This window comes from Terrimonas sp. (assembly GCF_003075435.1).
Lineage (GTDB): Bacteria > Bacteroidota > Bacteroidia > Chitinophagales > Chitinophagaceae > Agriterribacter.
The window spans coordinates 32,502-48,981 of sequence record NZ_QCZJ01000036.1; the positions used below are offsets into that span (position 1 = coordinate 32,502).

Annotated in this window: 12 protein-coding genes; 4 read left to right on the forward strand and 8 right to left on the reverse strand. The window is 39.9% G+C overall.

All coding sequences use genetic code 11. The annotated features are described in order from the left end of the window. Nucleotides 1-66 precede the first annotated feature (66 nt). Complete coding sequence (locus DC498_RS26850) at nucleotides 67-351, reverse strand: exo-alpha-sialidase (protein WP_116876387.1); 285 nt, start codon at nucleotides 349-351, stop codon at nucleotides 67-69. Nucleotides 352-815: 464 nt separating this feature from the next. Between DC498_RS26850 and DC498_RS23655 the strand changes: the two genes are divergently transcribed. Then, nucleotides 816-1,268: a DinB family protein gene (locus tag DC498_RS23655; protein WP_116876385.1), complete on the forward strand. Its 453-nt coding sequence runs from the start codon at nucleotides 816-818 to the stop codon at nucleotides 1,266-1,268. Nucleotides 1,269-1,296: 28 nt separating this feature from the next. Here DC498_RS23655 and DC498_RS23660 read toward each other — a convergent pair whose 3' ends face one another. The 3 genes from DC498_RS23660 to DC498_RS23670 all read right to left on the reverse strand — a co-directional run bounded on the left by DC498_RS23660 (nucleotide 1,297) and on the right by DC498_RS23670 (nucleotide 7,478). Beyond that, nucleotides 1,297-1,872 (reverse strand): YdcF family protein, encoded by a 576-nt coding sequence (locus DC498_RS23660; protein WP_206197726.1) that lies wholly within the window; start codon nucleotides 1,870-1,872, stop codon nucleotides 1,297-1,299. 108 nt (nucleotides 1,873-1,980) lie between these two features. Next, on the reverse strand, nucleotides 1,981-4,368 hold the full coding sequence (locus DC498_RS23665; protein WP_116876383.1) for a penicillin-binding protein 1A: 2,388 nt from the start codon (nucleotides 4,366-4,368) through the stop codon (nucleotides 1,981-1,983). 92 nt (nucleotides 4,369-4,460) lie between these two features. Continuing rightward, nucleotides 4,461-7,478 carry a type IX secretion system periplasmic lipoprotein PorW/SprE gene (locus DC498_RS23670; protein ID WP_116876382.1) on the reverse strand — a complete coding sequence of 1,006 codons (3,018 nt, stop codon included), beginning with the start codon at nucleotides 7,476-7,478 and terminating at the stop codon, nucleotides 4,461-4,463. A 123-nt stretch (nucleotides 7,479-7,601) separates the two neighbouring features. Here DC498_RS23670 and DC498_RS23675 point away from each other — a divergent pair, with 123 nt between their 5' ends. The 3 genes from DC498_RS23675 (at nucleotide 7,602) to DC498_RS23685 (ending at nucleotide 9,837) form a co-directional block, all read left to right on the forward strand. Further along, nucleotides 7,602-8,003, forward strand: coding sequence for a hypothetical protein (locus tag DC498_RS23675; RefSeq protein WP_116876381.1), 402 nt, complete (start codon nucleotides 7,602-7,604; stop codon nucleotides 8,001-8,003). Nucleotides 8,004-8,023: 20 nt separating this feature from the next. Then, on the forward strand, nucleotides 8,024-8,443 hold the full coding sequence (locus tag DC498_RS23680) for a bactofilin family protein (protein WP_116876380.1): 420 nt from the start codon (nucleotides 8,024-8,026) through the stop codon (nucleotides 8,441-8,443). A gap of 197 nt (nucleotides 8,444-8,640) precedes the next feature. Beyond that, on the forward strand, nucleotides 8,641-9,837 hold the full coding sequence (locus DC498_RS23685; RefSeq protein ID WP_116876379.1) for an SGNH/GDSL hydrolase family protein: 1,197 nt from the start codon (nucleotides 8,641-8,643) through the stop codon (nucleotides 9,835-9,837). A gap of 436 nt (nucleotides 9,838-10,273) precedes the next feature. On the opposite strand, the gene pafA is transcribed toward DC498_RS23685, so the two are convergent. From pafA to DC498_RS23705, 4 genes are read right to left on the reverse strand one after another with little or no spacing between them, the layout of a single operon-like run. Next, entirely contained in the window at nucleotides 10,274-11,941 is a 1,668-nt protein-coding gene (pafA, locus tag DC498_RS23690; RefSeq protein WP_116876378.1) for an alkaline phosphatase PafA, read from the reverse strand. 56 nt (nucleotides 11,942-11,997) lie between these two features. Beyond that, complete coding sequence (locus DC498_RS23695; protein ID WP_165813935.1) at nucleotides 11,998-13,284, reverse strand: purple acid phosphatase family protein; 1,287 nt, start codon at nucleotides 13,282-13,284, stop codon at nucleotides 11,998-12,000. A 44-nt stretch (nucleotides 13,285-13,328) separates the two neighbouring features. After that, nucleotides 13,329-14,426 carry an alkaline phosphatase family protein gene (locus tag DC498_RS23700; RefSeq protein WP_116876376.1) on the reverse strand — a complete coding sequence of 366 codons (1,098 nt, stop codon included), beginning with the start codon at nucleotides 14,424-14,426 and terminating at the stop codon, nucleotides 13,329-13,331. Between the two features lie 18 nt (nucleotides 14,427-14,444). Beyond that, complete coding sequence (locus tag DC498_RS23705; RefSeq protein WP_116876375.1) at nucleotides 14,445-16,094, reverse strand: glycerophosphodiester phosphodiesterase family protein; 1,650 nt, start codon at nucleotides 16,092-16,094, stop codon at nucleotides 14,445-14,447. Nucleotides 16,095-16,480 lie beyond the last annotated feature (386 nt).

The following is a 16,480-nucleotide window of genomic DNA, read 5'->3' on the forward strand; positions in this document are numbered from 1 at the left end:
GCTTTTTATGCTTAAAAACGGCTGTTTATTAATAATAAAAGCTCAGTTTTAATATAAAACCGGCATTTATTGTAGTATTCTTGCCGGATCTACCACAACATATTTAACAGATTTTACTTTTTTGTCGTTATGATAAGAGTATGTCATGTGCAAAAATCCATCTTTTCCCTGTATAAGTGAGGGATAAGAATAGCCGCCCTCGTTTTTTTCATGATTTTCAATAGCGGTTCTCCATTTCCAGGTTTTCCCTTCATCGTCAGACAGATACAGGCTTAACCGGTATCGCCCATCATCAATATCATTACCAGGGAATGCCCATTTTCCATCACGTAAAAATAAGCGATTGTTCAGTTACGGGAGACTGCGCGTATATTGATGTAGTTAAGCAGGTAAGCAACAGAAAGCCTGAAATTCTTTTCATTATTAAATGCTCTTTAAATAATACAAAGAGCGGGCAATTTTTTTTATTAGCCGGGAATACTATCAATTCTTATAATTAACCATTAAGATATTAAGAAAATTAAGTAAAAAGCCTTAATGACCCTTAACTTCTTAATGGTTTTCAAAACATGTATTGCTTTTTACGAACTAAATATGGTTTCTGTTAATAAATACTCATGGTTGTAAAAAACTTGCCGGGATAAATATTGAAAAAGGCGTTCCGGAAAAGTACTTTTATTTTAATAGCATATGATCAATGCTGAAAGCTGGATTTTTCAAATAAAGTTCAAAACAGGTAAATACAAAAATTTATTTCTGATAATTTAAATGCTGATATTGCGTTCATAATCGCACAGTATATCAATGAAAAAATCATGATCACTTTACATCTTATTCCGCTTTTTCAGAAAGATCTCGATAAGCTAAAAGAAGAAATTACTTTATATCCCAAAGACGAATTATTGTGGCAGGTTAAAGAAGGCATTACCAACAGCGGCGGTAATCTTTGTCTTCATCTTACCGGAAACCTCCAGCATTACATTGGCGCCGTACTGGGCGATTCTGGCTATGTACGTAACCGCGATGCGGAATTTCGTTTGAAGAATGTACCAAGAGGCAAACTATTGGAAGATATTGAAATTACACGTGCGGTAGTAACCGATACACTGGAACAACTCTCTAAAAATGATCTGCAAAAAGATTATCCACTGCCTGTAATTGATGAAAAAACAAATACAGCTTACTTTTTGTTGCACCTGCTCGGGCATTTGAATTATCATACCGGGCAAATTAATTATCACCGCAGGATTGTGAGCGGGGGGCTATAGGCTGTGTCAGCTATCAGTTCATGTTACCCTAACGATAGGCTGTTGTATCTATATTTCCCCTGATGGTGCCCCGGAGCCGGCGCCAGAAGCTGTCTCTTTCCTTTATTGAAATAAAATCTTCCTTAAATGCTTTTTCATAAGGAATAGAAGGAGTGATCATAGCCGGCTGCAACATTTTTAAAGTATCAGTTACAAAAGGAATTATTGCAACATCTTTACTCACTTTTTTGCGGATGAATTTCCTGAGCATTTTTGTTTGAAAAGGGTCTGATGCCAGCGCGACTTTTTTAAAACCGAGTTGCAATGCCTTTTTATACCCGTAAAATATGTTTTCAGTGCTATGCTCTGCTTTGGTTTCCGTATAGATATTTGCTTTGGGAATACCAATAGCTTCAGCGTACATGGCCATTATTTCTGCCTCACAATATGGTGTATATACCGCGGCGCCCGAGTATATTATATTTTGGGCAATGCCTTTATCAAACAAAAATTTTGACCAGTATACACGTCCTTTCATAACGGTATCCCACTGGTTGTTTTCAAATTGAATGCCCGGAACAACTATTACATCATATGGAGCATTTGCCTCAGCCTTTTTCAACAAACGCTGGCTGCTTTTGGCAGAGTAAGTGCATGCGGCAATTAAGCAGTAAGAGAATAAGATTATTGTACCAGGGCAATTACGATAAAGCATTTGTTTTAGCAGTAGCTGCTAATTTTTATCTTTTTTTCCAAACAGGCGTTTAAAAAAGCCTTTTTTCTTTTCGCCGGTTGAAGAATCAGTTTTCTTTTCTTCTTTTTTATTGCCCTGCGCTTCCATTTTTATCCTTTCTTCTTCTGAAGTAAGCTTGGATTCCGTAGGAACCCTTTCCCTTCCATCGCTAACAGGAACGTCAATATACTGGTTGGATTCGCTCTGTCCTGCATTCTCACCTTCAACAAATGGAGTATCTGTTGCAGGTTCGCTCCAATCCTGTATCATTTCACTCTTGATGCTTGCCGGTACTACAAATCTTTGTTTCGGATCAATACCCAGCGTTTTATCCTTATATATTTCCTGGAAAAAATAGGCCCATATAGGCATTGCCATCTGGGCGCCCTGTCCAACATAGTTGTTTGAAATACGCAATATCGGGTCATCAGCTCCAACCCATACGCCACCTAATAATTGAGGAGTAAATCCCATAAACCAACCATCAGCGTTATTGTTGGTGGTGCCGGTTTTACCTGCTATTTCGCTTGTTATGTTATATGCGCTCCGCATAGATTTACCCGTACCGAAATCTACTACACCCTGCATCATCCTGGTCATAATATAAGCGTCAGCTTCGCTGATCACTTCTTTATGTGTTGTATTAAAAGCTTCCAGTACATTGCCGTTGCGATCTTCAATCCTGGAAATATAAATGGGATCAGTATGCATTCCTCCGCCAGGGTACATGCTATATACGCCTACCATTTCCAGCAGTGAAAGATCTGCGGCGCCAAGCGCAATAGAAGGGTAGGGAGGTATTTTACTTTGTATACCTGCCTGGTGCGCAAATTCAACCGTTCTGTTTACACCTATTTCATTCATTAATTTGGCAGCGGCAGTATTTATGGAAGCTGCAAGACAATAACTCAGCGGACGCGTTCCTGTATATTTTTTATCTGCAATTATCTTTCCGCCAAGATTGACCGGGTCGAGCGGAATAGGCGTTTCAGGCGTGTAACCGTTCATGATGGCAAGTGTATACAGAATAGGCTTAAATGTAGAGCCTACCTGTCTTTTGGTTGAATAGTTGGCATGATCATATTTATAAGTCTTGAAATCAATACCGCCAACCCATGCCCTCACTTCCCCGGTAAGCGGATCTGTTATCACAAAAGATGCCTGCAGCATCTGCTTGCAGTATTTAATAGAATCCAGTGGCGACATTACGGTATCCTTTTCCCGCTTGCTGTTCCATGCAAATACTTTCATTTGTGTTTTTTCATTAAATGCCTTCCGTATATCGGCTTCTTTAATGTCATCATCCTTCATCTTTTGCCAGCGATCGCTCGACTTCATAGCTTTTTCCAGAACAGCTTTACCATCTTTTGTTTTCCAAACACTGCCATCTTTAATATTTTTCTGGTTGTCAAAAACCTTTTGAAGATTTGGCATATGTCTCGCCACTGCCATCTCTGCATACAATTGCATACGGGGATCAATGGTTGTATAAATTTTTAACCCGTCTTTGTAAATATCATACGGTTCACCGGTTTTTGGATTTTTATGTTCTTTGCACCATTTCCTCAGATCGTTGCGCAAAACATCAATAAAATAAGGAGCCAGGTTGGTGTTCTGCGTCATTTTTTCGTATTTCAGATCAATGATCGTAGTTTTTATTTTAGCAGCTTCGGCAGCAGTTATATAATTATTCCTCACCATCTGGTCTATTACGGTGTTTCTTCTGTCTAACGATTGTTTGGGGTTTGTTCTCGGGTTATAAGTACCTGTAGCTTTAAGCATCCCGATCAAAACGGCTGATTCCGCAACGCTCAACCTGTCGGGCTCTTTCTGAAAGAATGTTCTGGAGGCGTTCCTGATACCATATACATGATCACTGTATTCAACTGTATTAAGGTATAAAGCAATGATTTCTTCCTTGGTAAAATTTCTTTCCAGCTTAATGGCAACGATCATTTCTTTCAACTTCTCAATCATCCTGGAGAGTGTGTTTTTGCTGCCTTGCCCAAGCATGTTTTTTGCCAACTGTTGTGTAATGGTACTTGCACCACCTTCACTGCCAAAATAAAATACCGCCCTGGCAAGGCTTCGCCCGTCAATACCTGAATGCTTGTAAAAGCGCTCGTCTTCTGTGGCAACAAGCGCATTCAGCACATTAGGTGAAATATCTTTGTAGGGAACATTTGTTCTGTCGGTGATATAGTATTTCCCCATTAGTCTTCCATCCCTGGCAAGTACCTCTGAAGCCGATAATATGGATGGATTTTCCAGCTCAGAAAGTGAGGGTAATTTCCCAAATACACCCCAGCTTATCAGGAGGATAAATAGAATGCCACATCCCAGTCCTATAAAGAAAATTCTCCACAAATATTTTTTCGCTTTAGCCATAGCTGTAATTAATTATTAAAAAATATCAATTGTATATGTTTTGCAAATTTCATGCGCATATTTTAGAATTAATACCACGAATGCACGATTTTTTACTGTTGTCCGGGATAATTTGACTGCACAAAATTCTTATAAATGTCAAGATTCTTATTTGTTCTTAAAACATCAAGATTTGCCGGTGAAATTATAGTTAAATAGTATTTGTCGGCAGCCAGCCAGGGCACAATCTGCGCACCCGCAACCTTTTTTGTTCTTTCAACATATTCGAGCGCTGCTGCGGCATCTGAAAAATCCGACATTAAAATAAGTTTGTTGTTATCGTCTAATGTTTCTATGCTCATTTCAACCGGTTGTGCCCTGTATGATTCCCGGTTATACCTGTTGAATGCATTTCTCACTTCGTTAACATATACCACGTCTACTTTATTGAGTACGACAGCAACAAAATGCGGTTCGGCGGGATTATAGGTGAACCCCGATTGCTTAACAACAGGTTTTTTAAGCATGGAAGAATCTATAGCAGGCCTTGCCGCGGTTGCTTTGGGCGCTGTTATATCGGTAGTTTTAGGTTCCGGCTTACGCTGGGCTACCTGTTCTTTACCAGGAGCTTTTAACTGAGGTTCCGGTTGTTTTTCAACAATCTGTTGTTCGGGCTTTTTTTCTTCGGGTAATATGACAGCATCTTCTTCGGCACGTTCAATATTTAAATCTGCAAGATATTTTTCAATAGAAGCACGACGTTTTAAAACATCAATAATATTTTCAGCTTTTTTAGCCATGCCCGATTCGGCGTTGATATTTATAAGATTTTTTAAAGCATTTATTGCAGAACTGTCATCGCGTTGTTTAATGTAATAAATCGATTCAATATATAATAACTGCTGCGTCCAGTATACGTTGCCGAATAAACTGTCAGCCTTGATCTTTTCAATCACAGCCTGTTCAAAATTTCCTTCAAGGAACAGGTTATATATCCTTTCGTAATTTTTAGTGGCATCGGTTTGCAGCTTATTAATGCTCTCCAGCGCAGCTTTAGGGTCATCAATAAACCGCAGGTATTTGCTTTGCTTGTTATGCTGCGTCAGTAATTCCCTGTATTGTTTTGCTTTAACCGGAAGATTTAATTTAGTGTAACAGTAATTCAGGTTGAACAGCGCTTCCTCCAGGTTGGGTGTATTGGGAAAGCGGTTCAGCAACTCTTCGTATTTCTTTACCGCTTCTCCGTAATCTTCAAATTTGTCTTTAAATGTATTACCGAGAAAGAACAGTGCTGATTCAACAGAATCGTTAGATGCAGTTAATGCCTCAGGCGTAAGCGGAACTGTTTTTAATAATCCTTCATAACTGATGTCGGTTAGTTGTTCTTCTTTCTGGTCGAGCGGTACCCGGCTTGCACCTGGATTGATATTGGGCGATTTTGACCGGGCTGAAACATCGGTAATGCGTCTCCAGTTATCAACATTTGGCCTGGTGCCCCATGTACTTCTGAATGTTGAAAACCCCTTTGATTTTAAGGAGTTGTTATAAAAATACCAATCTCCTTTTCCGTTAGCTGCAAACATGTCACCGGCGCCTTTATTGGCATAGGGGTTATTAGAGCTGAAACTGCCCGAAGAATCGGTTTCTTTCAGTCCTCTTTCTTTACGTAGCCGTTTTGCCGCCGCTTTCAGGAATTTTTCTCTTTCAGCCTCAGGCATGGCCGCAATTTTTTGGAGGCTGTCCTGTGTAGATATCGTCTTCAGTCTTGAAATTACTTCAGCTAGAGCCGCCTTTCTCTGCCCGATTTCTTCAGGATTTTTAATAAGCGGGCTGCCTGCATCAAGGCTGTCATAGGCCTTTGCGGCAAGTTCATATTGTTTATGGTCAAAAGCAAGATTTCCGAGGTAGAGGTATGAACGGTTTTTTTGTGTCAGGTCTTCCTGATTATAGGTTACACTTTTCAGGAGCCAGGTTTTTGCTCCATCAAAATTATCGCGCTCCATTTCCATTTGGGCTGCCATATAATAAATGATGCTGCGGTAATTATAATACCTGTCACGCCTGGCCATTTTCAGCAGTTCCTGAATATTATCTTCAATAACTTTTTTGTCATCATCTCCATGTGCCAGCTTAATTTGATTGAGCCTTGCATATACCATCATTACCGGATCAATGGCGTGTTTTATGCTAAGATCGAAATATTTATTTGCTTCTGTTTTGTTTTTGCTGAGGGCGAATAATTGCCCGATGAGGTACTCCCATCTTGCCTTTTCAGCCATATTTTCCGCATTGCTTAATGCAGGTATAAGATGATGTGCTGCACTATCCCACATGCTTTGCTTATAAAAAAAGTACGCCTGCATTTCTTCAAATGAAGGCTTTAACCTTTCAGGAAAGATCTCATCTCTTTTTAATGTCTGGATTAAGCCAGATGCATGTCCGAATGCGCTGTCTTCTATAAAAGTTCTGACCAGCCACACCAATGCATCATTGCGCCTTGGGGGTTCGCTAAATACTTTTTGAACAACACCTTTTCTTTCTTTGGTAGAGATGTTATATACATTCCCCTCATCATTCAGGTTGCTGCCTACAAATTTCTTAAATCCCAGCTCTTCCGGTTTCTTAGGTTGAAAATAATAATTGAGATACTGAAAGGTGATGCCTGCGGAGTCCATCTGGTCTTTAAAAAAATATGCTTTGCCCATTAAAAAATACATATCATCAATCCACTCGTTTCTTAAATCGTGCAGCAGAATAGCGGCATTGCACTTTTGCAACACTGAGTCCAGCTCGGTTTTTTGGGCAGCGGTAGCTTCTAAAGTATAATTATAAAACGGCAATAGTTCTGTATAGTCATCCCTGAAAGCCTGCTTGGCTCCTGTAATAACATCATTTAACTTGATCTCACCGTTAAAAAAGAAATTGTAATGTGTGCTCATCCCCTGCATCAGCCTGCGTGGAATGGTATACTTTGTAGTAAAGGTTTTATCCGAACCTAATATACGTTTCTCATATTTCTCGGGTTTTTTTACATCCAGTGTAGCATCTTTTTGTGCTATTGCAGATGAAATAAAACCACAACAAAATAAAAAGAGAACCAATGTCGTTAAAGCTTTTTTACGATAGGACATGAAGTTGTAGTTCGGTAGTATAATAAACTAATTTTCAGCGAAATTATTTCAATTGTACATTTTTTCAAGTATAAGTTCTTACAACTTGGTCAAAGTGGTTATTTTTAACAGAAATAACTGATAATGGCAAAAATATTCGACGCAGACGCAACGCTTCAACGGCTCAGGAACAGGTACAGAATGGTGATTATGAATGATGATACCTATGAAGAGGTTGTTACGCTGAGGCTTTCGAGATTGAGCGTATATATTACTTTGTGCACAATTTTTGTGTTACTGGTGGGTTTAACCGTTGCTTTGCTGGTATTTACGCCGCTGAGGTATTATGTGCCGGGTTATGGAAGCGGATCGGAGCGAAGGGAGCTGATAACATTGAAAATGCAGGTTGATTCGTTACAGCAGGAAATGAAATACAGAGATAAATACTTTGAGAATATTCAAAATGTATTAAAAGGAAATACTACAGCTATTATTACAGATACAACCCTGTTAACCATACCTAAGGAAGATAAAACCGAAGATTAATTCACTAAAAACCAATAACTATGTTTTCATCAAAATCCAGGTCTGACATTGAAATTAACCCATCTTCCTCAAGCACAAGCCTTATTGGTGCGGGTACAATAATTAAAGGTGATATTATAAGTAATGGTGATATCCGGATTGATGGTACGCTTAAAGGTAATATTTCAGGCTCGGCAAAGGTGTTGATTGGTGCTGAAGGTGTGATTGAAGGAGATGTGGAAGGCCAGCAAGCCGATATTCTGGGTAAAGTAAGCGGTAAAATCCTGATCAAAGATCTGTTAAACCTTAGGGGTAAGGCAATTATTAAAGGTAATATCAGTGCCGGTAAACTGCAGGTTGAACCTACGGTTACTTTTAAAGGTCAGTGTCATGTTGGAGAAGGTACTGTTGCTGATGTTGTGGAAATGAAAGAAGAAGAGCCTATAGCTAAAGCAAAATAGCAGGTTGTTTTTTAACCAACTTAAACAGGAAAATTTTCTTTTCTAAGAAAATCCCTGCATAATAACCAATTATGCAGGGATTTTTGTTTTTTGATCGCACTAACTTCAACCAGCCTGTAAATATGCACAAAGAAAATCGCTCCTAATCTTCTGAATTGTATCTTGTTCAATATTTTTATTCAAATTTTGCAGCAGCAATGAAAAAAATACTTTTGTTATTTGCTTTTACACAAACATTTGTAAATCTTTACCCGCAACAATCACAGATTGAGCAAACAGCCACTACAATTTTATATAAAAGAATTTTAAACGATAGTGATCAATTCCCGGAACTGTTATTGAATAATGTAGCCTGTAATTTTACGGCGCAGGGATTGGTTATTACAGGAAAGCAGCAGATCATCCGGTTGAATAAATATTATGCCCTGGCAGAAAGACTGGTGCGTTACCATGCTCGTTTTTCTGCAACTACCAAAGCTGTATTTCAAAGTAGTACAGGAGATTTTAAAGTGGTAATAGATGTTCCCGGGCAAACGGTTGCTATAGAAACCAATCCTGCTATATGGAAACGGGTGAGGATCGACCCTGCGAATGAATATATAGTGGAAATACAGCGCCATTACCAGCAATCCAAAGTTATTATTGCAGATCTGGTTACCGGTGAAGAACAGGAAGTGGTAATAAACGGCAACGGTGCAGGTGGCGTTGGTGAAGGTGCATATAACAATGAGCATGGTATAGTACATCAATGGGATTATTACTGTTTCGGGCTTTTGGACGGCGATGCATTAACCATAAGGCAGATATGTGTGCAGGCAATGGAGAGCGGGCTTACTTTATTGATATATGGAGACTCCATTACCCAGCCCGAAGGATATTTTCCGGCTAAGGATTTTTCGTTATCGTGGACGCAACTTATCATGCAGCATGTAAAGGGGAGGTCGATATCGAGTGGACGTGGTGGCTGCACCATTAAGGAAGTGCTTGAACGTATTAAGAATGAGTTGCCTTATATAAAGGCAAAATATGTAATGGTTACCATAGGTACCAATGGTGGCAATACAGAGCAAAACCTGGGCGAGCTGATTGAATATATTCAGGCAAACGGAGCCATACCAATCCTCAATAATATACCGGCTAATGAACATGCAACACAGCGGGAAGCTAATATGCTGATTGAAAAAGTTAGAAAAAAATACGGTATTAATGGTTGCAGGTTTGATATTGCTACCTCCTTAAACCGTGATGGTAAGGAAGTAGACAAAACTACGATGTGGCACGAAGACTATACCCGCATCAATAACTGGGGACATTATTATCACCACCCCAATGTAAAAGGTTCACGCCTGATGTACCTGCAAACCCTGATTGATATACCGGAGATATATGAATAAAGAATACAGAAAAAATAAAAAGTGAGTGGTGATTATATTTTCACCGCCCACTTTTATACAAACTATGATATAGTTACTAAATAGGGCTTGCTGTTTAACTCCCGGCATTTATTTTTTTAAGTTTTTACCAGTAACCGGGTTAGCCGCCTCTTTTTGTATGGTTTCGCCGAAGGCAAAATTGAAAAAATGCGAAACATATTTTTTCAAAAGACAAAAAGCAGCGGCGTTCTGGTTACGCAGCCCGCCGGCTGTGGAGGCAAAAAAGGTTCGTAAAATTTAATTATGGCGAAACAGCTGCATGGTTTTTGAAAAATTTGATTCAAAACCCTTGCAGCAATTTAATAACCAAAGTATGAATATACAATGATCTTTATCAGAATATCACCAAATGGAGTTAAACAGCAAGCCCTAAATACAGGTAACTGAATTATTCATATCATCTTCCTCCCGTAACTTCCTGTATAGGCTGACCAATAGAGCCGCTTGGCATTTGTATTCTTAATAATGCTGCTACTGTTGGAGCAATATCCGTCATACCGGTTACACGGTTGGTATAGCCTGGTTTTATTTTCCAGCCCATCCACACCAATGGAATATGCGCATCATAAGGATACCATGTGCCGTGTGTGGCGCCTTTTATGCTTCCGCCTTTCCAGGTTGGTTGAATAACAACAGTATAGTCGCCACTTCTTTTTACATTATATCCTTTAATCATCATAGATTTTATTGGTTCGGGAACTGCCGCTGTACCCAACTCTTCATTGGTTAATACGTTGGCAATACCGTCCGCTTTCAGCAGCACGCTTTTAACTATTGCGTCTAATTGTTTCCGGTCAACATTTTTTTGATTGAGCTCATCCCAGTTCATGTAAAGCTGATAGTTGGTGAAAGCAAGGATCGGTTTTTCTACGCCAAACTTCTGTTTCAGTGTTTCGGTCAGTTTTCCTGAAAAATCATCTCCTGAAATAGCACCTGAAGGCATTTTGTTTTCAAGGTAATAACCAGGTGATTCTGAAACACCGTGATCTGCTGTTATAAAATACAGGTAGTTGCCTTTGCCGAATTTTTTATCAAGATAGTTGAAGAAGTCTGCAAGGTCTTTATCCAGGCGCAGATAATCATCTTCCTGCTCTATTGAGTTTGGTCCGTAAGTATGCCCTATAGCATCAGGACTAGAAAAGCTGATGGCTAAAAAATCTGTGAATTTACCACCTCCTAAATCATAACCTTCTATAGCTGCTTTGGCAAATTCAAAAGTGAGTGTATTGCCATAAGGCGTTGTGCGAACCGCGCCGTAGTTTTTGCCGATAAACTGTTTCAGGTCTTTGGGAAATACCGGTTTTTTTTCACCATTTGCTGTGCCCTCATAATCCTTATCATCAGCCGTGCTCAAGGTATAAGTTTCGATGGGATACAGGGTTTTCCAATCGTTTTTGTAATAGGTATCAACTATTTTTTTCTCATTAAATCGTTTAGCCCACTCCGGTAGTTCTTTCATATAATAGGTGCTGGTAATGAAATTACCATCACCATTATACCAGAATGCTCCGGTAGCGGCATGACCACCAGGCAGAATAGCGGCCCTGTCTTTAATGGCAATACCCACTGTTTTGCTTTGATAGTTTGAGGCTATCCTTAATTGATCGGTAACAGTGGTAACAAGATTATTATGAGGAGATTGTCCTCTGCCGGGTTTTTCAGCACCCACGGTTAAGGTAGCATCGTCATTAACGCAGCCAATATCTTTCCCGGCTTTCCTGTCATACCAGTCATTACCGACAATACCATGTATGGCAGGTGTTGATCCTGTATATACGCAGGTGTGCCCGCATGCAGTAATGGTAGGAGAATAATCAATCAATGTATTTTCGCAGGAGAAGCCTTCACGTATCAATCTTTTAAATCCACCTTCAGTATATCGGTTTTGAAAACGATATAAATAATCCCAGCGCATCTGGTCAACCATCATACCAACAACTATTTTGGGCTGAGATGGTGTGGCTGATGTTGTTTTTGTTTGACTATAAATGATATTAGAGAGAAGTAAGCCTAAGCCTAATAAAAGTGTTAGCCGGCTTTTTTGATTCAGTTGTGGAATATACATGATAATAATAATTTATTGAGCGTGAGCAAGGTAAAGATTTTGTTAGAAACAGCGTGTTAGTAATCCTTAATATTTGTGAGATGATTTTGCCATATTGCCGCTACTCCCGGTTCATTTTCTACGAGTTTATTTCTCCGGCCTTTTCTTTTTATCAATTCAAAAGAATCATAAAGCGCCCCGGTTGCGGTGTAGCATTTATAAGAAAGTACGTCACCGTCAACAGTGATAAGCTGGTATAATTGTGTGTGCCCTCCGTTTTTATCCATCCAGTCTTTTTTATTTTCTTCATACATTTTTGAGCCTGCAACCGATATCACATACATGGTTCCGGAAAACTCAGGGCCGTTTTCGTAAGGAATTTTTTTCATACCTCTTGCATAGGCATGATCATGCCCCTGGAGTATGAGATCAACTTTATATTTATCGAATAATGGCTTAAAATTATCTCTCAGCCAGGGGTTATCGCGGCTCTTACTTACAGAATAAACAGGGTGATGAAAAATAATGCAGGTCCATTTATTGGGATTATGTTTCAAAACAGAGTCAAGCCAGAGTTTCTGGCTGATCAGATCCTCCGGTACTTCTTCTGCTTCATTAGAGTTGAGCGAAATAAAACGCATGCCCTGTATATCGGTAAAGTATACGGTTTCTTTCAGTTTTTCAGTTGCGGGCCCGTTCTCTGGTAAAGTAAACTGTGGTCTCCAAAGCGCAGATAAATTTCCATCTTTTGTTTTGGAATATTCATGATTTCCCGGAGAAGGAATGCCTGGTATCATAGCATGTATAAAACTTCCGCCGTAAAACAATTCTCCCCATTCATCATCATTATCACCACGGTTAACGATGTCGCCTGCATACATAATGGCATTGGCTTCAGGCATTTTGCCAAAAGCTTGTCTAACAACTCGTGGCCATAGGGTTTTCATACCAACCTGTACATCTCCCATATATATGAAAGAAATTTTATCGCCTGGCTTACCTGCTGTTTTAATATGAAACCATTCGCTCCAGTATTTGTCGTAACCCACACGGTACATATACTTTGTGGCCGGCATTAAATTTTTTATTACTATAGAATGATAATAAGCTGAAATATCATTGTGCTGAAAAGGAGAAGAAACTGCTTCATGCTTGTTTGCTTTTACAATATCTGCCGGGTCTGCAGATACCGGCATTATTTCAACAATGCCTTTAGTTACGGCGGTTGATGTGCGCCAGGTAATGGCAACCGAGGTTGAAGGATCTTCGGTTACATTCAGAACTATTCTGTCAGGATTTTCCAGGGGAGGAAAAGGATTAGGTGTTTGCTGGGCATTTGCATAGGGCAATATAAATATTGCCATGACAGTGATCATACATTTTTGTTTTGAAAAAAAAGTCATCAGTATTAATTTTTTATTTCTTTAATAGCATCTGCAATAGGGTGTTCGGTTTTATATGTTAAGCCAAGCAATGAGGCGATGGTTTGTGCAAACTGTTTTTGATAGAGCTGCATATCTTTTGATACTTCACCTTTTGCAGGAATGCCTGGTCCCATTACGGCAAACCATATTTCATCGGCACCTGCTATGCGTGAGCCGTGGCTTGTCCACTGCTCTTTTTTCGAATCCCCGCGTCCATGATCGCAGGTTATAAGAAGTGCGGTTTTATCCTTGTATGCTGGTGTACGCTGCACATAATTCCAGATATCACTTATCCATTTATCGAGGTTTTTTGCAGCATCCAGGTAATCTTTATACCTGCCGGCGTGAGCCCATTCGTCTGTTTCACCATAAGCAATGTATAGTACTTTGGGTTTTCTTGTTTCTAAGTGTTCCATTGCACCATAATGTGTAAAAACATCAAGACATTCCCCATATCCAAATGGTTTATAGGAATCTTTAAGCATTGCATTAATCAGCAATTCTTTTGTTGTGGGGTTTTTACCACCAGTTGTATCAAAAGCGGCAATTACAGGAAAACCTGCACGTTCTTCATTCAAAATCCTGTTAAATGCCCCCCATGCGCCAAACGCCGCTACCTTACCTTTAAATGCAGGTAAATTGTTGATATACTCGAGCACGGTTACATGAGGGTTGGCCTGATATTCATTAGAATTTACGGCAGGGTCAGGATAGCCGGTAAAAATTTCATTATAGCCAGGGTATGAAAACCAGTGTGGGTTTGCCACGTTCACCTTATTGTTCTTTTCCCTGTTGCCGTATAGCTGGCCTTTAGCCGCGATAGTATTCCAGAAAAAAGGCATCAGTTTTTTTCGCCTGCCGGAAGGATCCTCTGACCAGTAGTTTTCGTATATTTCAATGCTGTCTCTTCGTCCCTGGTTAAAGCGTCCGTCGTTTGCAAGTGCAGTATCCATGCCTTTAAAAACTTCCTGCCAGCGTAAACCATCCGTTGTAATTACAATCACATTTTTAATATCAGTTGCTTTTTGCTGGGCAATTAAATAAGCCGGAGCCAGGAACAGGAGAATGATCATTTTTTTCATAAAAAATATGTTGGATTACTAATTGGCAGGATAATACTTGTCGAGCCATACAAGCATTTTAGCAAATACGTCAATCGCTGAAGCCGGGCTCATACCATGTTTTTCTTCAGGATAAATTTCCAGTTGGGCCGGCACCTGCAGGTTCTGTAATTTTTTGTACAGATTTTCTGCCTGGCTTACGTCTACCAGCGGGTCTTTGCCTCCATGAAATAATATGGTAGGGACTGCGGTTTCCTTATTGAGAAATAATGCCGGGCTGGCATCTTTGGTAATTTGCGCGTTCACATCTTTTTCGCCCAGAAAACGGATAACGGTATTGTCAGCATCGCTGCCATCAGGTCTTATTGATTTATCGGTGAGATCCGTTGGACCCCACAGATCAACCACGGTCTTTACCTGTTTTTTTGCATCATGTCCATAAGCATACAGCATAGCGAGGTGAGCGCCTGCACTGCCACCCATCAACGCGTATTCATCACCGTTATATTTGTATTTTTTAGCGTTTTTGGTAATAAATTCAATCACTTTTTTTACATCTTCTATCTGTGCGGGAAAGCGGTTCATGGTATCTTTTACCAGGCGGTAATTCATTGAAGCAACCACGTACCCTCTTTTGCCGGCAAGTTCTTCGATCAGTTGTTTGGGAAATTCTGATTTATCGCCTCCGCTCCATCCGCCGCCGTGAATATATAATATTACCTTAGCGCCGGGTTTAAGATCATTGGGGATATAGGCATCAAACTTGTTCTGATCATCCGGCGCGTTACCGTATTTGATATTCTTTAATTCCCTGTAATTTTTGTTCCTGTATTTTGCATAAGGATCAATTTGGGTAATATTCCTGCCAAGCCCGTTTCTTAAACCTTTTTCAGCAAGGTATTTTACCAGCTCGGCAGGATGATCTGTTTGTATACCCTGTATACCTTTTGAAATAGCGGTATTCCATATTGCTGGAGCTTCGTCATCGCTTTCAACATCTAACCAAACTGCAACGCCGTTATCATTGGCCGTAGCGATCATGGCAGTGTCATACACATTATCCAGCACTTCAATAGTGCCCTGGCTAAGAAAAAAGGAAAGTTGTTCTTTGTTGGTAACGCCATCAATCACACTTGTGATCAGCGGCATTCCGGGAGCTGTTGAACGCCATTTTTTGTATTGGGAGATGCTGTTCAGGTAAACCGCTACCTGGTTTTCCATTCCCGCTTCCTGTATTTGCCTGTACGTTGATGCAACATCAGCGTCTTTAAAATCAAGATAGATATTAATTTTTCCCTTGCATGTTTTTAATACCTCGGCAAAAGTCGGGATGCGGTATGTTTTTTTTGCGGGCTTATTTTTATCGCTCACTTTTAATGCCTGCAGCGCCGCAAGCATTAAATCTTTTACATTGCCTTTTCCATCGGTCATTCTATCCACAGAAGCATCATGATGCAATACCAGGTAACCATCTTTTGTTGTGCGAAGATCTATTTCCACATAATCAGCACCACTCTTTATTGCTTCCTTAATGGAAGCGATGGTGTTTTCAGGAACTTTGGTATGATCGCCGCGATGGGCAATTACGGCAAGGTTATATTTTGTTTTGGGTAGGGAGACCTGCCGCTCCTGGGCAAAAATGCTGAACAAACAAAATCCAAAAGCAAGTGTTGAAATAATCTTTTTCATTTGGCTGATTTAGGTGAATTATTGCTTCCGGTAGCCGGCACATTTTTAAAGTAGTAGCCGCCCTCATTGGAGCACAAAAAGGATATATTATACTCATGGATAATAAGGATACCGGCGATAAAGCTACCGGTTATTCTGAAAATGCGGATGCCGGCATTTCATTTTTTACCACAAAGCCGCACTAAGGTTTACGCAAAGAAATATAAAGAAAATACAACAATTGACACTAAAAGCTGATAGCTGATGGCTGATAGCTATTAGCTGTATTTGTCTTGTCCTAGCATAAGTAGACAGATTTAAGAACAAAAAAATCTGTAATACCATGACAAGAGATGTCCAAACGGTGATCCGGTATAGTATTAGCTTTAAGCAAAAAGTAGTCAGAG